Genomic DNA, 25497 nt, shown 5'->3' with positions numbered 1-25497 from the left:
TATGAGCTTTTCTTTATTTTATAAGCGCCCAATACACAGTACTTTGTATTTACTGTTAAGCATTATTTTTACTGAAAAACTTGTACGTTATATTTTATTTAAGTTTCATAGTTATTTTAACCAGCACAAAGTAAACGTAATAGAAGCCTTTTTAATGCCTTTTATTACGCTGATTAGTTCATTGTTTATCAATATAAAAGACCACAGATTTAACTTTGAACTTATTTTATATGATTACTACCCGCATCTTCGCTTGCCGTACCGCACGTTTATTTACTCAAACATTTTGCGCTTTATCATTCAAAGCGTTTATTTGTTATTTTTTAAATACAAACCTAAAAATAACTCTGTAAGGGAGCGGCTATCAAATCAGTTTTATAATGGAGTAAGTTATTCACTTAAACAGTTGCGTTGGTTTGACTTAAAGCTAGGTAGATTACTAAAGCGTTTGTTATCAAAAAAAGTTAAGGGTCCTAAAAAAAGTGCTTTTAAAACCATGGCTGACGCTAAGATTTGGCAAAATAAACTAATAAAATATGTGGTTGTAGCCTTTATATTGTTTTTACTGGCTATTTTTATAACTATTCCGTTTAGCCTAGAAGCGCAAGCCGTGTTTATTAGTTTTATTTTGATAGTGGCATACGGGCTTAAGCGCGTTAAAGGGCAAATGGCCACCATTGTAATGATCACCCTATCGGTAACCACTTCATCGCGTTATTTATGGTGGCGCTACACAGAAACCCTCAATTGGGATGACCCTGTTGCGCTTACGTTAGGCGCAGGCTTGCTGCTGGCAGAAACCTATGCGTGGCTGGTGCTCATTTTAGGTTTTTTTCAAACTATAAACCCCCTTGAGCGTAAACCTGTTCCGTTGCCAGAAAACACTGACTTATGGCCAACAGTTGATGTATACATTCCTACTTATAATGAACCATTAAGCGTTGTACAACCTACCACGCTTGCGGCGATGAGCATTGATTGGCCTGCTGATAAGCTCAACGTGTATATTCTTGATGATGGCAAACGCCCAGAGTTTAAAGAATTTGCTCAAAAAGTGGGGGTGGGTTATTTAACACGACCCGATAATAACCACGCTAAAGCCGGTAATATGAATAGCGCCATGCGCTACACTAACGGCGACTACATTGCTATTTTTGACTGTGACCACGTACCTGCCCGCTCATTTTTACAAATGACCATGGGGCAATTTTTAAAAGACAGCAAAGTATGTTTAGTGCAAACACCGCATCACTTTTTCTCAGCAGATCCGTTTGAGCGTAATTTAAATAACCACAGCCAAATCCCTAATGAAAACATGCTTTTTTATGGGTTGATCCAAGATGGTAATGACATGTGGGATGCCACCTTCTTTTGTGGCTCATGCGCTGTTTTAAAACGCGAAGCACTCGACAATATTGGTGGTTTTGCATTTGAAACGGTAACCGAAGATGCCCACACTGCTCTGCGTATGCAACGTGCCGGTTATAAAACCGCTTATATAAATATCCCACAAGCTGCAGGCCTTGCCACCGACAGCCTCTCTGCACATATTGGCCAGCGTATTCGTTGGGCTCGGGGTATGGCGCAAATATTTAGGCTCGATAACCCAATTTTAGGTAAAGGACTCGATATACCACAGCGCCTGTGCTACTTAAACGCCATGCTGCACTTTTTATCGGGCATTCCGCGTATTGTATTTTTAACCGCGCCACTGGCGCTCATATACTTTAATGCTTACATTATTTATGCGCCGTTTTTAGCTATTTTTATTTATGTAGTGCCTGCACTCATACAAATAAAAGCGACCAACTCACGAATTCAGGGTAAATATCGCTACTCTTTTTGGGGTGAAGTATATGAGTCTGTTCTTGCGTGGTACATATTAAAGCCGACAACCGTTGCGCTAATAAACCCTAATAAGGGTAAGTTTAACGTAACAGAAAAAGGCGGCTTAAATGATAAAGAGCATTACGATTGGGGTATATCTAAACCCTACTTGGTACTTTTACTCATAAACTTAGTTGGCATGCTTGTAGGTGTTTTACGCTTAGGCTTTGGCGATCCGAGCCAAGTGGGCGTTTTGTTAATCAGCATGGGCTGGGCAATTTATAATATTATTATTTTAGGCGCTGCGGTAGCCGTTGCTGCAGAAGCTAGGCAAGTAAGGCAGTCACACCGTATTAAGGCAAACTTTCCGGCCGGCGTGCGCTTAGCAAATGGGCATACGTTAAAAGTTAAAATAACCGATTACTCTGATAATGGAGTGGGCATTGAAACAGAGCACGCTCATTTATGCCGAGTAAACGACAAAATAGAGCTATTAATGAGCCGCGGTAATAAACAGTTTTCATTTACAACGTATGTATGTAACACCCGAAACAAACAAATAGGCTTAACGTTAAAAGATCTCTCGCTCGAAAAGCAAAAAGCATTTATACAATGTACTTTTTCAAGAGCGGATGCGTGGCTTGACTGGCAAAATAATTTTCGTCATGACCGCCCTTCATATAGCTTTAAAGAAGTACAAAAAACAAGCCTAAGAGGATTTAGCAATTTATTGTTTCATGCTCCTAAGCCATTACAACCCTTTGTAAAACTAATGACAAAAATTGTTGTATATATAAACTCTTTCACCCCTAAAAAACCAATAGTGCATTATAATTATGATTAAAAATTTGCTTAATACATTTCTAATACTGTTTTTAACATGCAGTGCTTACAAAGCATGTGCTATTGAGCCAATGCACGATAAATCTGTGTTTATAAATGGCTACCCAGAAAGCGCCAACGTGTCTAGTTTAAGATTAGACTTTGCTGCTTTAGGCTTTGATGGCTACAAGCTTGATGGCATAAACAACAACTCAAGAGTGGATTTTACCAACCGCATTGATAAATTAAGCACCGATTTACAGCTTAATTTTTCGTACACAAACTCGCCATCATTGATTGCGAACGTGTCGCATTTAAAAGTGTATTTTAATGAAAACTTAGTCACTGTACTGCCCATAAATGAGCAACTAAGTGTGGTTAAAAATACCGTTAACCATAGCCTAAAACTCAATGCTAAGTATGTACAAGACTACAACCAAGTTAGGTTTGAGCTTGTTGGTTATTATGATTTACGTTGCCAAGATTACTTTAGCCGCTCTATTTGGACCGAAATTAATAAATCGAGCAATATCACGCTCAATCAAAAGCAACTGGCAATAGATAGCCGTTTAGAATATTTACCAGAGCCCTTTTTTGATGCCAAAGATTACAATAAGTTAAGCTTACCGTTTGTGTTTGCAAAAACACCTAACACCAAAACGATTGAAGCGGCTGCGACTCTTTCAAGCTGGTTTGGCGCGCAAGCTGACTGGCGTGGTGCTGATTTTCCGGTGGTGATTAACAAATCATTAGATACGCACAGCGTGGTTTTTATTACCAACGATTCAAAGCCTGACTTTTTAAAAGACTATCCCGATGTGGAAAAGCCAACCGTTGAGATTATTTCAAACCCACTACATAGATACAGCAAAATGTTGCTGATTTTAGGGCGTGATGAAGACGATTTAAAAACCGCCGTCACGGGATTGGCCTTTGGCCATAAAGTCATGACCGGCAGAACAGCTAGCATAGAAGCAATTAACCAACTACCGCTTCGCAAGGCGTACGATGCCCCGCGCTGGTTACGCGCTGATAGAGCAGTACACTTTGACGAATTAATTGATTTTGACAATCAGCTACAAGCACAAGGGCTAAATAACGGACCCGTAAAATTAAACGTGCGTTTTGCGCCAGATTTATTTACTTGGCGCGAAAAAGGCATCCCCATTACATTGCAATATCGCAGCACACCCGAGAGCGAGTCTTTGGACTCTCGGTTAAATATGTTGATTAATCAAAAGTTTATTAGTGGATATTTGTTAGATAACGACGATTCTACACTCAATACTACAAAAACATTATTGCCACTTATTGCCAATACCGATACTACACAAAACGCAGAAAACTTTTCACTGAATGGCATAAACCTAGCCACTCGGAACGAGCTAAACTTTGATTTTAGATTTAGTGTGCTGAAAAAAGGTGAGTGTGCAATAGCACCACCTGGTGGTGAGTTTGGTGTTATTGATGGTAATTCTAATATTGATGTAAGTGGTTTTGATCATTACATTGCCCTGCCAGATTTGAATGTTTTTGCGAACAGTGGCTTCCCGTACACCAAATATGCCGATTTACAGCAAACACTTGTACTAATTGACCAGCAGCCTTCTGCAAAAGCGTTAACTTTGCTGTTTAATCTTACCGGTCATTTTGGCGCAATAACGGGGTATCCAACCCACAGAATGACAGTGGCCCATTTAAATGAAAATGTTGATTTAGACGACAAAGATATTTTAGTTGTTGCAAAGCCTGGCAGCACAGCTCAGCAACTAGATGAAGATGCGCATACAAACGTACTTTTAACGAATAACCAACGTGAAATAAAGCAAGCAATTTACAACGGTGCATACGATGAGCAAGCCACAGATAAAATACAAGTAAGTGTAAAAAGTAGCGGAGATATGGCGGTAATTACAGCTTATCAATCTCCTTTTGATTCTGAGCGCTCTGTTGTATCACTTAATGCCACCACTGAAAAAGCATTTGGCTTAATTGATAAAACCCTTATGGACTCTCAAACATTAAGCCAATTAAAAGGCAGTGCTGCGGTTATAAACTCACAAGGCGTTAAAACAATAAAAACCGAAGAGCAATACTTTGTCGGTCATATTCCTGTACATACGCTGGTGTGGTTCCATTTATCTGACCATCCATTTATTTTAGCCCTGCTTTCTATATTAACGCTGTTACTAATTTCATTTATTTTATGGCGATTACTACAAGCACTCACCCATAAGCGTTTAGCTGAAGGAGATGAATAATGACATTACTTAACCGAGCATTATTAGTAGCCGCTTTTTTAAGTTTTTCTGTGTCAGCGCAAACGCAGCAGTGCGAGCCTTGGCAGGGCTGGCAAGTATTTAAAAATCACTTTATTAGTGATGAAGGCCGCGTAATAGACCTAGGTTCAAAACAAAATATTACCACCTCAGAGGGGCAATCATACGCACTATTTTTTGCGCTAGTAGCAAACGATAAAGCCGCGTTTGATAGCATTTTAGATTGGACGCAAGACCACCTCTCTGAAGGCGATTTAAGTACACGTCTGCCTGCGTGGCAATGGGGTGAAACAGGCAATGATACCTATGGGATTATAGACTCAAACCCAGCATCAGATTCTGATTTATGGATAGCATATAGTTTATCGCAAGCAGCTATTTTATGGGATGACCGCCGCTATAGTATTTTAGCTGCTGTATTAGCGCAGCGTATTATGCGAGAAGAAACCGCCTATATTTCAGGGTTAGGGCTTACTTTATTACCCGCCCCTGCTGGGTTTGAATTTGAAAATAACACCTATAAACTCAACCCTAGTTATTCACCGTTATTTATTTATCAGCAATTTAGCAAATTATACCCGCACTCACCTTGGCAGCAATTACATGAAGCGTCTGCAAAGCTTATTTTGGATACCGCTAAAAACGGAGTGAGCCCTGATTGGGTGATGTATAGCCCAGCAAAAGGTTTTTATTACGATAAAAAAGCAACCGATTTAGGCAGCTTTAATGCCATTAGGGTTTACTTATGGGCCAGTATGATGGCGAACGATGCGCCTTACAAAGCACAGCTAAGCGAGCAGTTTACCCCTTTTGTAGAGGCTATAAACAGCCGTGGCTACGTTCCTTTAAATACCTATGCACGCTCTGGCAAAACCCAAAAGCGTGGCCCATTAGGCTTTAATGCTGCCCTACTGCCCATGCTAAAAGAAAATGGCGATGATTCTTTGGTTATGGCCATTCAACAAAAGTTAATGGTCGATAAGTCATTCACACAAACACGCTATTACGACAGTGTATTAAACCTGTTTGGTAGTAGCGCGCTTAATAAGCGCTTTTCAATAACAGCAGACGGGACGCTCAAGCCAAGGTGGAGCACTGAATGTCGTTAAAATGGGCTGTTGTTTGTACGTTAGCAGTCAGCGCAAGTGTGCATGCTAAAACAAATAATGACATTGATACACACTCTGTTGAGTGGCTTTTAAGCCAAATCAATATTGGTGAAGTGCAAGAAAATAAAGATTTAATTGCCGATAGCTTACAAAAGTTATTGGCTATTGCCCCTAATCGAATAGAAAGCCAGTGTGCGCTTGCTCGTTTTGAGTTTGCCAATGGTAAGGCTATACAAGCAAATCAAATTTTAAGAAAAATTGACGGTAACAACACACGTACCCACCCTTGTGTAGAACAGTTACGATTAATTGCTAGATTAGAAAACGAAGACAAAGCAGATATACAACAAGCTAAATTACTTGCCCGTGCGGGACGTTACGAACAAGCGCGATTAATTTACAGCAGGCTTTTTAAAAACACCTATCCAAGCTTAGCGTTTGAGCTTGAGCATTTAAGTTGGTATGCACAAGAGCAAAGCCAATGGCAAAATGTAAAAAAAGGCTACGAAAGGCTACTACGCAGTTACGAGAACATCGGCGCGGTAGATATTGCATATGCGCGCCACTTACTCAGAAATAACCCCACTGATAGCACCGCGCTAACTATTTTAAGTAAATATGGTGCCACCTCTCGCTACAGTAATGAAGTAGAAGCAATCTGGTTAGGTGCTTTATCTAACATGCAATTAAATAGCGCTACAGAAAAGCAATTTCAGCGCTACTTTAGCGTGTATCCGTTTAGCAGCAAAGGCGAATTACAGTATCAAGATTTCAAAAAAGATTTAAAAGCGCGACAAAAATTATTAGCTAACCCGGCCTACCAACTATGGCTTAAAGGTGAGGCGTTACTTGAAAAAAACAAGCTCGTTGCCGCAGAGCCGCTTTTACTAAAAGCGCTCAAAGGGCGCCCTAACGATGGCGCAATTATGCGCAGCCTTGGCACCCTTTATTTGCGTATGGGTAAAAATCAAACGTCTTATAATTATTTTACTAAGGCGTATTCGCATACCGCCGACTTTGCCGAGCGAGAAACGCTAAAAGACTTAGCAACCACAGCGAAGTTTTGGCTTTACATACGCCAAGCAAAAGAAGCCATTAATAATAGCCAGTTTAAAACGGCGTTGCTTAAATTAAATTTAGCCGACACACTTGAGCAAGACCCTGCTAGCGTTTTGTATAACCGCGGATTGTTACAATTTGCTCAAGGTAATTATTCACAAGCGGCCGCTATTTATCAAACCGTGTTAAAAAATGATCCGCTTAATAATGGCGCTCTAACAGGGTTATTAGAAATTGTTGAATTGGATAACAATGAGCAATCGTTAATCAAGTTTTATAATGCTTTATCTCAGTCTCAAAAAGCACAACTTAAACCTGTGTATGCGGCAACGTTAAGTAGCCAGCTTCGCGAAAAAGCACGCCGATATAGTGATGCAGGCGATACAGAGCTTGCTGAGCAAACCTTAAAAGAGGCTATTGAACTGGCCCCTGAGCAGCCTTGGCTTTATTACGATTTAGCGTTTATTTATCAACAAAACGGGTTAACTCAAAAGGCAAAAACGTTATTTAATAATGTGCTTTGGCAGTTTCCGCTCAATCCACAGTTACGTTATAGCCATGCTTTATTTTTACGCTCAATTGATGATTATCAAGGCGCTTTAAACACCTTAGAATATGTGCCGGTTAGTGATCGAAATGACGACATAATTACTCTTGAGCAACAACTTAGGCTCAACGAGTCTCTTCGACAAAGCGAGCGACACTTAAATACCAAAAATAGAACCACGGCTATTTTTCATTTAAGTAATTTAGAAGCGCAAAATTTAACTCCAGTAATGAAAGCCGAACTATCGCGTAGCTGGTATCAAATAGATGAGAAAAAACACGCTCTAAAGTTAATTAATAATGCATTAAATACCGAGCCTACTTTATCACCTTATTGGCATATGCTTTACGCGCAGTGGCTATTAGAACAAAACGAGCGCCCTGCTGTAGAACAATGGTTTTCTTATTACAGCTTGCCTAATAATGTAAGTGCTGGCGAAGTAGAACAGTACGTCAATTTATACACCACGTATATTAATCAGTATTACGAAGGTGGCGAATTATTAGCAAAGCTTAACCAGCTTGATCAAAAGTACCAAAGTACACCCGCCATCACCACGGCATTAATAAATGCTAATTTAGCTCTGGGGCAGCAAGAGTCAGCAATTATTGTTTATCAGCAAAAACTGAAAAACAATCAGCCAATTGAGCCTCAAGCTATGCTTGCAATAGCAAAAGCTTACAGAGAGTTAGGTAATGACTTTCAGGCAAAAGAAGTCACTGAGCGCGCAATAACGCAAACAGATGATCAGCAAGCCTACTTACAACGCCAAATAATGGCCTCGTTAAATGACTTTAATTACGCAGGTGATGCTTTAGTTTTAGCCAATCAATTAATTGCTAAATCACCCAATGATAAAGAGCTTAGTTATTTAGGCGCTGAAGTTGCCCGAAATTTTAATGAACAAGACCAAGCTAAGCAATGGTATTTAAAAACGCTATCAAGCGAGCAACGCCTAAACGATGAATCGTTTTATAAACAAATTGCTCGCATAGATGAAAATGATGCGTGGTATATTAATGGCGCTAAGCGCGAGCTTATAAATGAGCAAAGCAAAAACCAAGCATACATTGCTATTGGGGTAAACTTTAGTGGCCAAACAAGCACCGAAAGCGAGGCGACTCTTGGCGCAGGCTTAGTACCTATTGAAGCCTACTTTCCACTTTGGCAAGGCCAAGGGTTTGTTAAAATAGACCCAACCACTATTAGCGCACAAACAACTCGCTTTGATGAGCAATTTGCTGGTAGCCGCTATGGCCAAGGTGCACTTTGTATATTTACCTGTGCTATTGATGAAGTAAGCCCTGAGCAAGATGGGGTCGACATAGGTATTGGATGGCAAAATGAAAATTGGCGTGTTGATGTAGGCACGACCCCACTTGGCTTTTTAATTGAAGACATAGTATGGGGTGTAAATTACGCCAACAGTATTGGCGATTTTGGTTATAGCCTAGAGCTCGAAAAACGCCCTGTAACAAGCTCCGTGCTCTCTTATGCTGGGCTTGAAGATGTAAATACCGGTGAAGTTTGGGGCGGCGTGCGCTCAACAGGCCTAACTGCCAACCTATCTCATGACTTAGGTGGCGATTGGGGCTTTTGGTCAAGCGCCGACTTTACGCTCTATAAAGGGCAAAATGTTAAAGATAACCAACGCTATAGAGTAATGGGCGGGTCTTATTATCGCGTTATTAGTAATCAAGAACGCGAATTTACCGTCGGCGCAAGTCTATTGCATTGGGCATATCAGTATAATTTAAGTGAAGAAACATGGGGCCACGGCGGTTACTATAGCCCACAAAACTACGTTGGGTTGTCGGTGCCTTTAAGCTACGATGCGCGCTGGGGCGATGATTTTGTTTATCGCTTAAAAACGGGGATTTCGTATTCGCAAACAAAAACCCAAGCCATTGATTTTTATCCTAACGACACTGACTTGCAGCTACAAGCCTATGATAGAGAAGCGATTACCGGGGTGGACCCTGTATTTGAGAGTGATGACAGCTCTGGCGTGTCATACAATCTTGAAGGAAGCTTTGAGTACCGTATAACGCCGCATTGGTTTTTTGGTGGTTATTTAGCCATCGATCGTGCTGACTTTTACGAACCAAACTTTGGCCAGCTCTATATTCGCTATTACTTCAACCCTGTGTACGGGACGTTAGAGTTTCCTGGCACCCCAATTATTCCCTATGCAGACTTTTAACGCAGTGCAAGGTGATATATCGCGAATGCTTCCCCTCGCACTAAGGTATATGTATACTTGAGCGCAATTGTAACTAGGATAAGGGTGTGTCTCTTACCTTGTGGTGTTACTACCATTTAGCAAATCATTATCTTAGCTACAAATAATATACAGATGGTCGAGCGTTTTAGTGCCCCATGGCACAAAACAGCTAAAGCAAAAAATTATAAGGCCATTACAACAATTCTTAAAGTTAGGAAGTAAATATGAGTTCAGCTCCAGATAGTGGTTGGTTTGGCCACCCTAAAGGACTTTCGACATTGTTCTTCACTGAGATGTGGGAACGAATGAGTTACTACGGCATGCGAGCGATGCTCGTATTGTTTATGACAGCAAGCCTACAAGAAGAAGGCCTTGCCTTTACTGTTGCATCAGCTGCTGCAATTTACGGTTTATACACAGGTGCCGTTTATTTCTTAGGCTTACCGGGTGGTTGGCTAGCGGATAGATTATTCGGTGGTCAAAAGGCCGTATGGTACGGCGGTATCATCATCATGTGTGGCCATATTATTTTGGCCGTGCCTCATGAGTATTCATTTTTTATTGGTTTGATCTTTGTTGCTACAGGTACTGGTTTGCTAAAACCAAATATCAGCGCAATGGTAGGCCAGTTATACAGCGATGCTGATGAGCGCCGTGATGGCGGTTACGCTATCTACTACATGGGTATTAACTTAGGTTCTTTAATTGGTTACTACGTATGTGGTTACTTTATGGAAAACGTAGGTTGGCACTGGGCATTTGGTGCAGCTGCTGTGGGTATGGCTATTGGCTTAATCCAATATAAGCGCACGCTTAACAACCTACCAGAGCACAGTGCATTACCGGCTAACCCATTAAGCGCTAAAGGTACATCTCGTGCATGGTTTGGTATTGCTGCTTTTGTTGTTATTGCCGCTGGTGTGACCGCTGCAGCAATGACGGGCGCAATTATTATTAACCCAACTGTTGTAGCAGGCTACACAGCTGTTGTGTTTACTATTATATTCTTTATTTATTTCGGGGTTATTTACTTTACAGGTAAATTAACAGCGGGCGAAAAACAAAGAATGTGGGCACTATTTTTAGTGTGTGTTGCCTCTGCGTGTTTTTGGTCTGGCTTTGAGCAAGCGGGTTCATCACTTAACCTATTTGCCCGTGATTACACAGATCGCCTTATTGGCACTTTTGAAATTCCGACTACGTGGTTCCAATCTTTAAACTCACTATTTATTATTGCTTTATCGCCATTTTTTGCCGCGCTTTGGATTAACTTATCTAAAAAGATGGTATCGCCGACTTACAGCGTAAAATGTGCAATGGGCTTAATTATTATGGCTTCTGGCTTTTTAGTTATGTTTATGGCCGCTCACTACGCAGCTGAAGGCTTAAAAGTAGCGCCATACTGGCTAGTAACAACTTACTTTTTACATACAGTAGGTGAGCTTTGTTTAAGCCCTGTAGCATTAAGTGCGGTAAGTAAACTTTCGCCACGTCGTTACACAGGCCAAATGATGGGTGTATTTGTATTAACTTATTCAATTGGTAACATTATTGCTGGCTTACTGGCTGGTAACTTTGATCCAAATAACGTTGAAGAAATCCCTAACTTATACTTACAAATTGCCTTATTTAGCATTGGCGTAGGTATTGTTTTAGTGCTTATGAGCTTTAAAGCGAAAGTATGGGAAAAACAAGGCCTAGAAGAAAAAGCTGCATAATATTGCACGTTTAATTACGCGTAATACTATTTATAATTTCCCCCATAGCCGCTATGGGGGAAATTTTCTCAAATTTCTATATCACCTCGCTGTAAACTGCTATCATCTGCTGATTAATTTTTAACTAGTCTCAGGGACGCAGTACATGCGCTTGTTAACTTTATCTCACACCCTATTTTTAACCTTAAGCATTGTTTTTTTATCAGCCTGTGGTGGTTCAGACGATCAAGTTACAACTAACCCTAATGATCCCGTTGAGCCTGAGCCTAGCGAGTTAACAGTATCTACAACTACAGGTTTAGATGTCAGCCTTGATGAAGGAAGCTTTTTACTGACTGTACCTGCCAATGCCGTCTCTCAAAACACTGAACTTACACACGAAAAAACAGTATTAGATGATGCAAATGCACTACTAAATATTATCTCAGATATACACCTACTCACCCCAAGTACGCTTTCTTTTAGTGATCCAATTACTATCAGCATAAAAATACCTGATGATTACCAATTAGGAGGCCAGCTATTTATTGCTAGACAATCTGGCGATGGCTGGGAAGTTATTGATAACTCTTTTGTTGCAGATGGGTTTGTAAGTGCGCAAGTAACAACACTAGGAACCTTCGCTATTATGATGCAGCGCAATGAGGCCTTTGCTGCTATAGGCCCAACGTGTGATGCCACAGCCACAGAGCAATCGGTTAGATTTGTTCATGTTGCCGACCTACATGCGCGATTCGGTTATGAGGAGCAATACTTTAGCCGCATAAAAGCCTACTACAACCAAGTACTTGCACAAACGCCGCATACCCTTTTTACCAACGGGGGTGATGACTACGAAAAAGGCACTGTTGCTGAGCAACTATCACAAGGTAGCGCTACAGAAGAAGCCATTAAAGCCATGCAGTTTGATTTACGTGTGGTAGGAAATCACGACTATGCATGGGGGCCAGAAAAATTATTAAGCTACTCGCAAGATGATAACGCCATAGTACTTGCCAGTAATACACGCTATGAAGGCGAACAATTACAAGATTTTGCCGCTGTAGGCTTTGCTAAAGTACAAGTAGGCTGTGTGACCTTAGGTGTATTTGGTATGACCTCAGTACCTTGGAACGAGCTAGACGAACCGATAGATGATGAGCCAATTCCTGATTTTATCAAACAATTTAAAATGAGCTGGCAGTGGCAACAAATAGCACAAAGTATAGTAAACCAATACCAAGGCGACGTTGACTACATGGTAATGCTAAGCCATTTAGGTGAAGGCTTAGACATTGATATGGCAACCGATGTAAGCGGTATTGATTTAGTGTTAGGCGGTCATACCCATGGCGGTGAAAGCTATAATACGCTCGAGAACGGCGCTGTGGTTATTCAGCCAGATTTTTACGCCAAAGGCATCACCGATGTTACTCTTACGTTTAACTTGCAAGATAAAACATCGCCAACAATAGATTACAGCACCATTGAAACTGACAGCATCAGCGAACGTGATGAACCAACTAAACTGGCAATTGATGAAATTATGGGCCGCTATGCGCCTGATGCAAATACAGAAATTGCTATTTCTGAAAACTACCCAAGTAGTTTAGAACTTGCAGAAATAACGGCTTTAGCTGCAGCCCATGCAAGTGATATAACGGCGGCCCTGTTTAACCCAGAATTAGTACAAACGAGGTGGACACCAGGGACCTTAACGCAAGAAGACTTTCATAAAGCCTACTATGTTGAGCGCCAGCCCTCTAACACTCCGGGCTTTAATTCGTTATATAGCGTAACGGTTACAGGTAGCGATTTAAGCACCATGTTTGCCAGTCAGCCAGATTGGTTTTTACTCAAACCAGATGATATACAAGCTGCGAGCACTTATCAGGTTGCGTTGTTTAAAGGCGCAGCACTTAATCCTGAGCTATTTTTTAGCGGTGTTACCTTTTCAAACGTTGAAGCCATTGACGAAGCATGGTGGTTACTTGATCAATATGCGCGTTTTAGAACAAGCCAGTGCTTATACCTAGATACCGATAATCAACTCTTTTCATGTAATGAGCAAAGCAATGTCACAGTGTGGAATTTTGATGATGCAAATAGCCCTTTGGCAGCAGATTATGGCCCTTCAGTATTGAGCTATTTTGACCCAGAACAAACAAACTGGGGCCCTGAAGAAACGCAATATAATACAACTCAAGCACTTGGTATTGCTGATTTTGCTGATGGCAGCTCAGGTGTAATGGCGTTTTCACGCCACGCCCCTACCGAGGGGTTATTAATAACCTTAAATACACCTGCCAATGGTGATTATGCAAGTGAAGGAATGGTTTCTGATTACACCTTAGTAATGGACTTATATTGGCCAAAAGAAGGCAAAGATATTTATCGCGCTATCATGCAAGCAAACACACAAGATTACCTCACTGATGATGCCGATATGTTTATCGACCCAACCGGCGGTTATGGTAAATCAACCAGTGATAGTGGTTACTTTGGACAAACAGAGCCTGAAAACTGGCACCGAGTTGCATTTGTATTTTATACCGCCCCCAGTAATGGGGTATTTGAAGTGTACATAGACGGCGAGCTTGCTGGTGTTAAAGAAGACGGTGAAATAAATAACACCTGGGCATTAACGTCATCTGTTTTACTCTTTACAGATAACAACTTTGAAACAGTGCCCGGTTATTTAAACGCCCTTTTATATGCTGGGCGCGCCCTGACTCGAGACGAAATTAAAAGCATAGGCAGTGCACAATCAAAGCTGACATTTACCCCTACAACACGGGTATTAAACCAAGCTATTGAGCGCCATTACCAAGCAGCTCCAACCGTAAAACCTAACCTTTGGCTCGAGCAGCGCAACACGTTTTTTAACAATCGCACACAAAGTGTAAACAATTAAATACAAAAAACATTACGTAACTACATTTTTAAAAGAGGTTTTATTTTTATAAAACCTCTTTTTTATTTATTTATATCAATAACTTAAACTTTAATAAACGAAAAGCATCAAGCTAATACATGCTCGTTTACCCTAAAGCGTAAGGTATAAACCTATTGACTAAGTAAACGTCTTATTAAATTTACAGTTTGCTCAAATGCTAAATCTGCTCCCCCTCTTCCCCAAACTTAAAATCTAGTTGATTATCTAGCTCAACACGACAACAACACATAATCGCAGTAGCAATATTTATTGCAGGAGTAATAAAAATGAGTGAAGCAAATAATCCACTAGGTTTAGTTGGTATTGAGTTTACTGAATACGCAACACCTGATGCAGACTACATGGATAAAGTGTTTACTGATTTTGGTTTTTCAAAATTAAAAAAATTTAAAGGCAAAGATATTGTCTATTACAACCAAAACGACATTCACTTTTTACTAAATAACGAACGCGATGGTTTTTCTGCTGAATTTGCAAAAAGTCATGGCCCAGCAATTTGCTCTATGGGTTGGCGCGTTGAGGATGCACAGCATGCATTTGAAACAGCTGTAGCACGTGGTGCAAAACCCGCAACCGACTCAACCCATAAAGACTTACCTTACCCCGCCATTTACGGTATTGGCGATAGCCTGATTTACTTTATTGAGCAATTTGGTGATAAAGGGTCTATTTATAAGTCTGACTTTGAAGATTTATCATCACCTAATGTAGTTGAAGATAAAGGCTTTATACGTATAGATCACTTAACTAATAACGTTTACAAAGGCACTATGGAAACATGGGCAAACTTTTACAAAGACGTGTTTGGTTTTACAGAAGTACGCTATTTCGATATTAAAGGTCAAAAAACAGCGCTGCTATCGTATGCATTAAAATCACCCTGTGGCACCTTCTCAATTCCTATTAATGAAGGTAAAGGCAATAACAACAACCAAATTGACGAGTATTTAGGCGAATATAATGGCCCTGGTGTACAACATCTCGCGTTTTTAACTGACGATTTAGTTAGCTCGCTTGATAAGCTTGATAAATCGACCATTGCTACTTTAGACATTATTCCTGAGTATTACGACACTATTTTTGACCGTGTACCGTGGGTTGCAGAAGATAAAGAAAAAATTCGCGAGCATCAAATATTAGTCGATAGCCAAAGTGAAAACTGCTACCTATTACAAATTTTCTCTAAAAACCTATTTGGACCTATTTTTATAGAAATGATCCAACGTGTAGATGATGGTGGTTTTGGTGAAGGTAATTTCCAAGCATTGTTTGAGTCAATTGAGCGAGACCAAGAGCGCCGCGGCGTTTTATAACTTTTTTGAGTAAATTAAAAGCAGCGATCTTCGCTGCTTTTTGTCGTTTTAATATTTAAAAAGTAGGGTGCAACATACAAGTATGCTTAAATAAATGCATGCACCCAACATCAAACCTAAAGGATAAGTAATGAGCCAAATTAACGAAACCCACGACATTAATTTAACTAGCTGGGTAGAGTCGGCCAATATTAAAGGCTGTGACTTCCCGATTCAAAATTTACCTTTTGCAGAATTTCGTACTAAAAACACAAATGAAAAATTTAGAGGCGGGGTTGCTATTGGCGATCAGGTTATTGATTTAGCAAAATTGAGCCACTTAAACATTTTTACCGGTGATGCTAAAACAGCCCTGGATGCAGCAAGCGAATCAACACTAAATACATTTATGGGTTTAGGGGAGCAATACTGGTCAGCACTGCGCTTAGCGCTTTCAAAAGCATTGCGTGAAGGCGCACAGCAACAAAAAGAAATGCAAAGTACCCTTATTGCTCAAGCTGATATAGAGTTTTCACTGCCGTGTCGTATTGGTGATTACACCGACTTTTATACCTCAATTTACCATGCAACAGCCGTTGGTAGCTTGTTTAGACCAGACAACCCGCTTTTACCAAACTATAAATGGGTGCCGATTGGCTATCATGGCCGCTCTTCATCTATTGATGTATCGGGGCAAACATTTCACCGCCCTAAAGGGCAAACTAAAGCGCCCAATGCAGATACCCCATCATTTGGCCCATGTAAACGCCTAGATTACGAGTTAGAGCTTGGTATTTACTTAGGCAAAGGCAATGCGCTGGGTGATGCTATCGCCATTGAAAACGCTGAAAACCATGTATTTGGTTTTTGTGTATTTAACGATTGGTCAGCACGAGATTTACAAGCATGGGAATACCAACCATTAGGCCCGTTTTTAGCTAAAAACTTTGCATCAACCGTATCGCCTTGGATTGTCACCACTGAAGCACTTGCACCTTTTAGAACTAGCTGGACACGTGATGAAAACGATCCACAACCAATGCCGTACCTAGAATCTGCCGCTAACCGCGAGCAAGGAGCATTTGATATTCAAATGGATGTTAAAATTCAGACTCAAAAAATGCGTGATGAAAACCACCAACCTACGCAGGTCTCAGCCTCAAGCTTTAAACATTCATATTGGACTGTGGCGCAAATGGTGACCCATCACACTGTAAATGGCTGTAACTTTATGCCAGGTGATATGCTCGGCTCTGGCACGCAGTCAGGCCCTACACATGAAGAAGCGGGTTCTTTATTAGAGCTTTCTCGTGGTGGTAAAGAAAAAATAACCCTGAGTAATGGTGAGCAGCGCAGCTTTTTAGAAGATGGCGATAACGTAATTATGCGCGGCTGGTGCGAAAAGCCAGGCTATGCCCGTATTGGCTTTGGTAGTGTAGAAAGCACAGTATTACCTGCTAAATAACTTATTGGTTATTGATATGTCCTAAATAAGCAAACACATTTGAGGACAACACATAGCAAATAAAAAAGCCACCTAGTTAAACTAGGTGGCTTTTTCGTATCTAAAGTACGGGTTTATTAAAGGTCTTTTTCAACCTCATCAAATAGCGCAGTAATATTTTGCGCTGGCTCTTTCGTCGCTAAGCTTACAACGACAATTGCAATACTTGCTAAAATAAAGCCTGGTACAATTTCGTACATGTAACTGCTTAAGCTTTGCCCATCAATCATAAATGGTGAGTAAATCCAAAACAGAACCGTACCAGCACCTACAACCATACCTGCTAGTGCGCCTTCAAAGTTCATGCGTTTCCAGTACAGGCTAAATAAAACCAGTGGGCCAAATGCCGCACCAAAACCTGCCCATGCATTACTTACTAAGCTTAATATTGAGCTATCTCTATCGTACGCTAAGTAAATAGCACATAGAGCAACTGCTGCTACACTAATACGTCCTACAGTAACAAGCTCTGTGTCGCTTGCTTCTTTGCGTAAAAACGTTTTGTAAAAATCTTCAGTTAACGAACTTGAGCTAACAAGTAACTGCGAAGAAATTGTACTCATGATTGCAGCTAAAATAGCCGCCAATAAGAAACCAGCAATTAATGGGTGGAATAATAACTCAGAAAGAATTAAGAAAATGGTTTCTGGGTCTTCAACAACAATGTTGTTTTCGTAAGTGTACGCGGCACCAAATAAACCAGTACCCACAGCACCAATGGCTGCAACTATCATCCATGTCATACCAATACGGCGAGCCGTTGGCATATCTTTTACGCTACGCACCGACATAAAACGTACAATAATATGAGGTTGACCAAAGTAGCCTAAGCCCCATGCCATTGCCGAAATAATCCCTAATGCAGAGCCTGCACCTATCCAATTAAGCATATCGGGGTTAACGCTATGAAGTGTTGACTCTAGCGGTTGATCTAATAAAGAGTAAGCAACGGTCGGTACCAGTATCAAGGCAATAAACATAATACAGCCTTGCACAAAGTCAGTTAAGCTAACGGCTAAGAAGCCACCAAATAAGGTATATAAAACAACAACACCAGTGGTGATGTATAAACCCATTTCGTAACTTAAGCCAAACGAGCTTTCAAACAATTTACCGCCTGCTACAACACCTGATGATGTATAAAGCGTAAAGAACACAATAATTACTACCGCAGAAACTACACGTAAAAGGTTTGATTTATCATTAAAACGATTAGAGAAGTAGTCTGGGATTGTGATTGAGTCGTTTGCTTTTTCAGTGTAAACACGCAAACGAGGCGCAACTAAAAAGTAGTTTAACCACGCACCAATAACCAAGCCTATTGCTATCCATGTGCTACTAAAGCCAGTAACGAACATAGCGCCAGGTAAGCCCATTAAAATCCAACCACTCATATCCGATGCGCCAGCAGATAATGCTGCAACACTTGGAGATAAGCTACGTCCACCTAGCATATAACCCGAAACATCACTTGTAGACTGTTTGTATGCATAAAGTCCAATGCCAAGCATGACTATAAAATACAATACCAGTGAAATAATCATTCCTGTTTCCAAATTCGCCTCCACAAAGTTGTATAAAACAGGCTTTTAATCCTAATAATGACTCTTAAAATATTATAATAAAGACACTATTGGGGTAAAAACCATCCGTCTTGACTATACCATGCTTAAAGGTGATAACTCCAACTTGTTACACTGAAGTGAACAAAAAACAGCCGTATTGACTATTTAACCCTCAAACACCCGATATACGGTAAATTTATTTACATATATAGCTAATATTTAATAACAATTCATTAAATCAATAATAATTACCTAATGCTATTTCGAACGTTTTGCCATATATTATAGCCATTGCTAATAATTATTATTTTGTACGGAACTATTTATGTATTTTTATGCTGCACGCCAACCTATTTTAGACCGCGAAAAGGAGCTTGTTGGATACGAGTTATTATTTCGTGATGGCGTTGATAATGTATTTCCAGACATAGACGGTGACGAAGCAACAACGAAGCTAATCGAAGGGAGTCAGTTTAATTTTGGCTTAGAAGATTTAACTGGCAACAAACCCGCCTATATTAACTTTACCCTAGAAACCTTACTTAAAGGTTACCCTACTATGTTAGGGAAAGAGACGGTCGTTGTAGAAATCCTTGAAACAGTGCAACCAGGTAAGCGCTTACTGGCTATTGTTAAAGATTTAAAAGAAAAAGGCTACACCCTAGCGCTTGATGATTACATTCACCAACCAGTATGGCGCCATTTTTACCCATTTATCGATATTATAAAAATAGACTTTTTAACCACTGATGAAAGTGCAATAAAAACCATAATTAACGATATTAAAGCCTATCCACACATCAAGCTTTTAGCTGAAAAAGTAGAAACCTATGAAGCTTATAATTTAGCTCTTGAGCTTGGGTTTGAATATTTTCAGGGGTTCTTTTTTTCAAAGCCTGAAATGGTACAAAGTAAAGCACTGCCGCCATCAGAAATGGCATTAGCAGAGCTGCTTTACGAAACCTCATCTGTTGAAATGGATCTTAAAAAGATAACCGATGTGTTTGAACGTGACGTAAATCTATCTTACAAGTTATTGCGTTATTCAAACTCAGCTGCGTTTGCGCGCAGAGCCGAAATAAACACAATCAAACAAGCACTCATCGTCCTTGGCGCTAACGAAATTAAAAAGCTGTTATCTTTGTTATTTGCAGCGCAAGTTTCTGCCGATAAACCTGTTGAGCTAATTAGGCTTTCGCTAACACGTGCACGATTTGGTGAACTACTTGCTATTTCACACGGGCAGTTTAAAGATACCGGTATGGCCTTTTTAACTGGCATGATGTCGCTTATGGACGCTATTTTAGATGAAACCATGGAAAGCGTTATGCAAAAGCTCCCGCTGTCTGCAGAGATAAAAGCTGCGCTATTGAATGACGAAGGCCTGCTTGCTCAGTATCTAAACTTGGTTAAGTTTTATGAGCACGCAGATTGGGAAGCCGCCAACGAGATTGCTAAACAATTAAATTTAGGCGAAGAAGTTGCCAATGCATACCATGACGCCTTAACGTGGGTTAATGAGCAAATGCAGCTGATGATTAAAGAATAATAAACATTAGGGCTTATTTATTTAAGCTCAAAATACGCATAAAAAATGCCAGCAATTGCTGGCATTTTTTATAGCTGTTATTTATAGGCTTTCTAAGAAGTCTTCATCAAAGTCTTCAGGCTCTTCTTTGATTGGAGGATTGCCGTCGTATAGCTCATAAAGCTGACGCTGAAAGTATATGTCTTTAACAAACAGATACGGGTCAAGAGAGTCATTAAGTAGGCCTTCTTGCGGGATAAGTGAAGCACGAGCTTCAACCGCTTTAAGCGCAAAAACTAAAATAGTTTGAGGCGTAGTCAGAGCGATTTCTGGTAACACAAAGTTATCAACTACATCGCCTGTTAAGTTACGTGCTGTAGTCGGCCCCATTGCTGGCAGCATAATATATGCGCCATCGCCAACGCCCCACACGCCCAATGTTTGGCCAAAGTCTTCATCTACCAGCTCAAGTCCAAGTGAACTTGCAACATCAAAAATACCAAATACACCTACCGTAGAGTTAACTAAAAAACGCGCTAAACTCACGCCTGCGTTGCCCGCTTTACCTTGTAGCCCTGCGTTTATCATATCAACAGGCGCACTAATATTATCGGTAAAGTTAACAATCCCATTGCGTACAGGCACAGGGGTCACTTCTACATACCCTACAGCCACAGGGCGTAAAATATAAGCATCAAGAATATCCATATTAAAGTCGTACAATGGACGGTTAATGCTTTGTAGCGGATCGCGCTCATCAACTTTGTTTTCTGGTACTTGTGCACATCCGGCTAGCACCAATAAACATAAAAAAGTAAAACTATGCTTTAACATCTAATGTCCTTAAGGTATTAATGTATCAATTTGAAGTTGGTAGTCACTTACGTTTTCACGTTGTAGTGTCTCAGAGTGACCCTCTAACTCACCACTACTTGGCATAACTGACTCATCGATTGAGATCCGCGCTGTGATCACAATATCTTTAGCACTTGATAAGTTTAACCCATCAACCATTGCATTAGCATCAGTGAGTTGCACCGTTAGCGGAAAGCTGTATTCATTTAGTTTAACAACCGCTAATGGCATAGGAGAGCCTTGAGCAGCCTTGGCAAAAATAAATAAAGTCCCCTGCTGTGGCTGCTTATCGAAAAGCTCATTCGCTAAGCTCACAGTAACACTAATAGCACTATTAGCAGAGACCGGCATTACAGAGCCCTCATTTTGCATTTGTTGCTCTATATCGGAAATACGCTGCGCTATCATTGAGTAGCGCGTATCGCTTTTATCCATGCTTGCCAGTAATACTTCAAACGCCGCTTTGGCTTGCGGCCAGTCCTTGCGCTCATAGGCAATAAGCGCTAATAAAGAAATAGCATCAAGGTTTGTTGGTTCAACCTTTAGCACTTTAGATAGCATACCCGCTGCACGCGTCATGTTCTCTTCACTGCCTTCAAGCAGTAAAACTTGGCTGTAGCTAATGAGTACTTGCATGTTGTCTGGGTTCATTCGAAGGGCTTTATCAAACGATTGCTGCGCCATATCAAATTCGTTTAACGACATAGCTACACGTCCAAGCAGCATCCACGCAACTTCGTCATCGCCTGATTCACTAAGCTTAGTGCGCAGCGCTAAAGCAAACGCTTGCAGCTCGTTTTGAGTAAGAGGCTCACCTTTTTGCATTACCGCACGCTCGCCATAATCTGCAAGGTTATCCATTGCATCATACCACGCTGCTATTTGCTGCTGGCTCCCTGTAAAGGTGTAAAAAACACCGGTGAGGGCTAATAAAAATGCTGCGCCTGTTAAAGCAAAAATACGGTTATTACCTTTGCTATTAAGCGATTTTTCTGGCGATAGCTCGTTCAATAAACGACGTTTTAGCTCAATAACCGATTCACTGTGGCTTTGTGCATCAATACGTTGATTGTCTAAGTCGTTTTGCAGCTCAACTAAACGCTGCTCGTAAATGCTGATCAATTCTGCATTAGCATTGTGAGTAATGGTTTGCACGCGCTCTTTTTTTAAAAAAGGCAACATAATGAAAGCCAGTGCAATTAGTGTGAGTAAAGCAAAACACGCCCACATTAAAATCATTAATTTTGCTCCTGACGTTTATTTTCTGCAATTAACTTAGCAAGTTTTGCTTCATCATCACTGTTCCAGGTTTGCTTAACTGACGCCTTACGCTGGCGAATTACAATAAAACCAAAACCCAAAATAACAATAAGTACAGGTAAAACCCAAAGTACTAATGTGGCTGGTGTTACAGGCGGATCGTAATGAACAAAATAACCGTATCTGTCTATCATGTAATCGATTACTTCGTCTTTTGTTTTACCTTCTTTTACCAGCGCGAGTACCTTGTCGCGTAAATCTTTTGCAACAATGGCATCTGAGTCTGCAATATTTTGGTTTTGACATTTAGGGCACCTGAGCTCTTTGGTTAACTCTTCAAAGCGCACAGCTTGTTGGTTATTGTCAAACTGGTAGCGATCTTGCTCGGCATACACTGCCATACTTATAAAAAAGCTCAGGGTTAATAAAAACACTCGCATTAATTTAGCTCCTGCATAACAGGGGCAAATTTAGCACGCCATACGCGCGGATTTAGATCCCCTGTATGGTGTAATAAAATTTTACCCGTTTTATCCACTAAAAATGTTTCAGGGGCACCCGATACACCTAAATCAAGTGATAAGGTACGGTGCAAGTCTAAAATATTAAATTGGTATGGGTCGCCAGCACGGCTGAGCATATCGCTCACATCTGTGCGCAAAGCCTGCATATCAAATGGGCCATCAAAATCGGCATCATAGCCTTGTACATAGTACAAGCCAATAATTTTTACGCCTTGCTCGCGCAGCTTAGTTAAATACCCAAGTTCAACTAAACATGTAGGGCACCAAGTCCCCCATACATTAAGTAAATAAACTTCGCCTTTTAGGCTTTCATCTGTCCAGCGCTTATCATCTTGCATTAAATCAGGCAGGTTAAACGCAGGCATCGTTTGGCCTAGTCGTCCGGTTTGAATTTCACGCGGGTTGGCAAACAAACCTTGATACAAAAATACACATAAAAATATGAATATTAATAACGGTGCTAAAGCTAAAATTTTACGGTTCATTACGCATTCTCCAACGCTTTTTTGCGTGTACTTGCTGATGTACGGTAGCGTTTATCAAATAAAATCATAAACCCTGCAAGCGATATAAGTACACCGCCTATCCACATCCAACGCACGAACGGTTTGTGATAAATACGCAGTGACCATGCCCCTTTACTTAATTGCTCACCGAGCGCTAAATATAGGTCGCGAGTAAAGCCGGCATCAATTGCCGCTTCGGTCATAAATTGCATACCAATATCGTATTTGCGTTTTTCTGCATGTAACTCAGTCACTAGCTTATCGTTATTGAATACCGACACTACACCAGCATGCCCACTGTAGTTAGGGCCGCGTATTGATTTAACGCCATCAAATCGGTATTCGTATTGGTTAAGCGTGACAATATCGCCTTGCTTCATAGAAACATCACGCTCCACCGAGTACGCCGAAGTAAGTGTTACGCCAGCAATAACAAATGCTAAACCAACGTGACCTAGCACCATAGCCCAGTAGCTAATGCCTAAACGTTTAATACCTTCTTTTAGCGTCCCGTGAACCGACGCCTTGGCGTATAAATCTATGGCAGTAGAGACTGCAACCCATACACCTAAGGTGGTGGCTAATAATGTAAGTGGCTTTACGACATCGTAGCTTGAGAACAACCACGCACAGGTAATAACAACACTTATTAACACACCTATTAATACTTTATTTTGTAGTACAGCCCACTTGTTTTGTTTCCAACGAAGAAAAGGCCCTATTCCCATTAATATGGCAAATGGTACTAATAAAATGGCAAACATTTTATTAAAGAACGGTTCGCCAATAGAAATACTGCCTAGGCCCATTTCTTTATGCACCATAGGTAACAAAGTACCTAAAAGAACAATTAATGTGGCTACCACTAAAAAGATGTTGTTAAGCCATAAGGCCACTTCGCGTGATACAAACTTGTAACGGCCTTCGCTTTTAACTTGTGATACGCGCAGCGCATACAACGATAAACCGCCGCCAACAACAATGCCTAAAAAGGCTAGAATGAATAAACCTCTATCGGGGTCAGTGGCAAATGCATGCACCGATACAATAATACCTGAGCGAACAATAAAGGTGCCTAATAAGCTTAGGGAGAATGCAGCGATGGCAAGCAGCACAGTCCACGATTTAAATACACCGCGCTTTTCTGTCACGCTCAAAGAGTGCAATAAAGCCGTAGCGACTAGCCAGGGCATAAGCGATGCGTTTTCTACCGGATCCCAAAACCACCAGCCACCCCAGCCAAGCTCAGAATAAGCCCACCAGCTGCCTATGGTTATTCCTAAACTTAAAAAGCCCCAAGCAGTCATCGTCCATGGGCGAGACCATTTAGCCCAGGTGTTATCAAGTTTACCTGTTAAAAGTGCTGCAATAGCAAATGAAAACGCAACCGATAACCCCACATATCCCATATACAGTAATGGCGGATGAATGATCATACCTGGGTCTTGTAGTAGCGGATTTAAATCACGCCCTTCAACAGGGAAATACGGCAGTAAGCGTTCAAATGGGCTTGAAAGCAGTAGTGTGTACATCATAAAACCGACACCTAAAAAGCCAAGCACACCTAAAACACGTGCACGCAACACCCAAGGTAGCGATTTAGAACGCATCGCAACCACGGCGGTCCACCCTGCTTGCATTACAAGCCACAGTAAAATAGCGCCTTCGTGCCCACCCCACGTAGAGGTAATTTTATAATACCAAGGCAACGTACTACTTGAATGATACGCCACATAAGATACCGTAAAGTCATCTGTTAAGCTGGCATAGATAAGCGCAGCAAACGAGAGAAGTACAAAAGCAAATTGCCCAACGGCTAAAGACGGGGCCGCACGCATTAAACGAAGATTACCGGTATGCGCGCCCCACAGCGGAAAAATACACAGTAAAACGCTTAGCACCATGGCAAGCGTTAAAGAAAAATAACCAAGTTCTGGGATCAT

The 25497-nt window shown here is 40.9% G+C and carries 15 protein-coding genes; 9 read left to right on the top strand and 6 right to left on the bottom strand.

The window, feature by feature from the left end:
• Position 1 precedes the first annotated feature (1 nt).
• From bcsA to fahA, 8 genes are all read left to right on the top strand, one after another.
• Positions 2 to 2671 carry a UDP-forming cellulose synthase catalytic subunit gene (gene bcsA, locus MSC25_RS05725; protein WP_248442849.1) on the top strand — a complete coding sequence of 890 codons (2670 nt, stop codon included), beginning with the start codon at positions 2 to 4 and terminating at the stop codon, positions 2669 to 2671.
• Positions 2664 to 4910, top strand: coding sequence for a cellulose biosynthesis cyclic di-GMP-binding regulatory protein BcsB (bcsB, locus tag MSC25_RS05720; protein ID WP_248442848.1), 2247 nt, complete (start codon positions 2664 to 2666; stop codon positions 4908 to 4910). The genes bcsA and bcsB overlap by 8 nt, the downstream gene beginning before the upstream one ends.
• Positions 4910 to 6037 (top strand): cellulose synthase complex periplasmic endoglucanase BcsZ, encoded by a 1128-nt coding sequence (gene bcsZ / locus MSC25_RS05715; protein WP_248442847.1) that lies wholly within the window; start codon positions 4910 to 4912, stop codon positions 6035 to 6037. The genes bcsB and bcsZ overlap by 1 nt, the downstream gene beginning before the upstream one ends.
• A complete protein-coding gene (locus MSC25_RS05710) occupies positions 6028 to 9846 on the top strand; it encodes a cellulose synthase subunit BcsC-related outer membrane protein (protein ID WP_248442846.1) in 3819 nt (1272 codons plus the stop codon). The genes bcsZ and MSC25_RS05710 overlap by 10 nt, the downstream gene beginning before the upstream one ends.
• A 245-nt stretch (positions 9847 to 10091) precedes the next feature.
• Entirely contained in the window at positions 10092 to 11585 is a 1494-nt protein-coding gene (locus MSC25_RS05705; protein ID WP_138579263.1) for a peptide MFS transporter, read from the top strand.
• Between the two features lie 145 nt (positions 11586 to 11730).
• On the top strand, positions 11731 to 14478 hold the full coding sequence (locus tag MSC25_RS05700; RefSeq protein ID WP_248442845.1) for a metallophosphoesterase: 2748 nt from the start codon (positions 11731 to 11733) through the stop codon (positions 14476 to 14478).
• Positions 14479 to 14786: 308 nt separating this feature from the next.
• On the top strand, positions 14787 to 15833 hold the full coding sequence (gene hppD, locus MSC25_RS05695; protein ID WP_248442844.1) for a 4-hydroxyphenylpyruvate dioxygenase: 1047 nt from the start codon (positions 14787 to 14789) through the stop codon (positions 15831 to 15833).
• A gap of 130 nt (positions 15834 to 15963) precedes the next feature.
• Complete coding sequence (gene fahA, locus MSC25_RS05690) at positions 15964 to 17277, top strand: fumarylacetoacetase (RefSeq protein ID WP_248442843.1); 1314 nt, start codon at positions 15964 to 15966, stop codon at positions 17275 to 17277.
• Between the two features lie 116 nt (positions 17278 to 17393).
• Here fahA and putP read toward each other — a convergent pair whose 3' ends face one another.
• Positions 17394 to 18872 carry a sodium/proline symporter PutP gene (gene putP / locus MSC25_RS05685; protein ID WP_054983014.1) on the bottom strand — a complete coding sequence of 493 codons (1479 nt, stop codon included), beginning with the start codon at positions 18870 to 18872 and terminating at the stop codon, positions 17394 to 17396.
• Positions 18873 to 19206: 334 nt separating this feature from the next.
• Here putP and MSC25_RS05680 point away from each other — a divergent pair, with 334 nt between their 5' ends.
• A complete protein-coding gene (locus tag MSC25_RS05680; RefSeq protein WP_154945343.1) occupies positions 19207 to 20430 on the top strand; it encodes an HDOD domain-containing protein in 1224 nt (407 codons plus the stop codon).
• 81 nt (positions 20431 to 20511) lie between these two features.
• Here the strand turns inward: MSC25_RS05680 and MSC25_RS05675 are convergent, their stop codons facing one another.
• The 5 genes from MSC25_RS05675 to MSC25_RS05655 are packed head-to-tail and all read right to left on the bottom strand — an operon-like array spanning position 20512 to position 25497.
• Complete coding sequence (locus MSC25_RS05675) at positions 20512 to 21243, bottom strand: VacJ family lipoprotein (protein ID WP_004588329.1); 732 nt, start codon at positions 21241 to 21243, stop codon at positions 20512 to 20514.
• Positions 21244 to 21252: 9 nt separating this feature from the next.
• Complete coding sequence (gene ccmI / locus MSC25_RS05670; protein WP_248442842.1) at positions 21253 to 22503, bottom strand: c-type cytochrome biogenesis protein CcmI; 1251 nt, start codon at positions 22501 to 22503, stop codon at positions 21253 to 21255.
• Positions 22503 to 22964: a cytochrome c-type biogenesis protein gene (locus tag MSC25_RS05665; protein WP_004588327.1), complete on the bottom strand. Its 462-nt coding sequence runs from the start codon at positions 22962 to 22964 to the stop codon at positions 22503 to 22505. The genes ccmI and MSC25_RS05665 overlap by 1 nt, the downstream gene beginning before the upstream one ends.
• Positions 22964 to 23533: a redoxin family protein gene (locus tag MSC25_RS05660; RefSeq protein ID WP_029773820.1), complete on the bottom strand. Its 570-nt coding sequence runs from the start codon at positions 23531 to 23533 to the stop codon at positions 22964 to 22966. The genes MSC25_RS05665 and MSC25_RS05660 overlap by 1 nt, the downstream gene beginning before the upstream one ends.
• Positions 23533 to 25497 (bottom strand): heme lyase CcmF/NrfE family subunit, encoded by a 1965-nt coding sequence (locus MSC25_RS05655; protein ID WP_029773819.1) that lies wholly within the window; start codon positions 25495 to 25497, stop codon positions 23533 to 23535. The genes MSC25_RS05660 and MSC25_RS05655 overlap by 1 nt, the downstream gene beginning before the upstream one ends.

This window comes from Pseudoalteromonas sp. 1CM17D, from assembly GCF_023161805.1.
Classification (GTDB): domain Bacteria; phylum Pseudomonadota; class Gammaproteobacteria; order Enterobacterales; family Alteromonadaceae; genus Pseudoalteromonas; species Pseudoalteromonas atlantica.
The sequence above is the reverse complement of the archived record's forward strand: the minus strand, read 5'-3'. Positions and strand labels throughout refer to the sequence as shown.

Excerpts from the sequence above, each read along its gene's own strand:
- bcsA (WP_248442849.1), top strand. The coding sequence starts at position 2 with ATGAGCTTTTCTTTATTTTATAAGCGCCCAATACACAGTACTTTGTAT.
- bcsB (WP_248442848.1), top strand. The coding sequence starts at position 2,664 with ATGATTAAAAATTTGCTTAATACATTTCTAATACTGTTTTTAACATGC.
- bcsZ (WP_248442847.1), top strand. The coding sequence starts at position 4,910 with ATGACATTACTTAACCGAGCATTATTAGTAGCCGCTTTTTTAAGTTTT.
- MSC25_RS05710 (WP_248442846.1), top strand. The coding sequence starts at position 6,028 with ATGTCGTTAAAATGGGCTGTTGTTTGTACGTTAGCAGTCAGCGCAAGT.
- MSC25_RS05705 (WP_138579263.1), top strand. The coding sequence starts at position 10,092 with ATGAGTTCAGCTCCAGATAGTGGTTGGTTTGGCCACCCTAAAGGACTT.
- MSC25_RS05700 (WP_248442845.1), top strand. The coding sequence starts at position 11,731 with ATGCGCTTGTTAACTTTATCTCACACCCTATTTTTAACCTTAAGCATT.
- hppD (WP_248442844.1), top strand. The coding sequence starts at position 14,787 with ATGAGTGAAGCAAATAATCCACTAGGTTTAGTTGGTATTGAGTTTACT.
- fahA (WP_248442843.1), top strand. The coding sequence starts at position 15,964 with ATGAGCCAAATTAACGAAACCCACGACATTAATTTAACTAGCTGGGTA.
- MSC25_RS05680 (WP_154945343.1), top strand. The coding sequence starts at position 19,207 with ATGTATTTTTATGCTGCACGCCAACCTATTTTAGACCGCGAAAAGGAG.
- MSC25_RS05675 (WP_004588329.1), bottom strand. The coding sequence starts at position 21,243 with ATGTTAAAGCATAGTTTTACTTTTTTATGTTTATTGGTGCTAGCCGGA.
- ccmI (WP_248442842.1), bottom strand. The coding sequence starts at position 22,503 with ATGATTTTAATGTGGGCGTGTTTTGCTTTACTCACACTAATTGCACTG.
- MSC25_RS05665 (WP_004588327.1), bottom strand. The coding sequence starts at position 22,964 with ATGCGAGTGTTTTTATTAACCCTGAGCTTTTTTATAAGTATGGCAGTG.
- MSC25_RS05660 (WP_029773820.1), bottom strand. The coding sequence starts at position 23,533 with ATGAACCGTAAAATTTTAGCTTTAGCACCGTTATTAATATTCATATTT.
- MSC25_RS05655 (WP_029773819.1), bottom strand. The coding sequence starts at position 25,497 with ATGATCCCAGAACTTGGTTATTTTTCTTTAACGCTTGCCATGGTGCTA.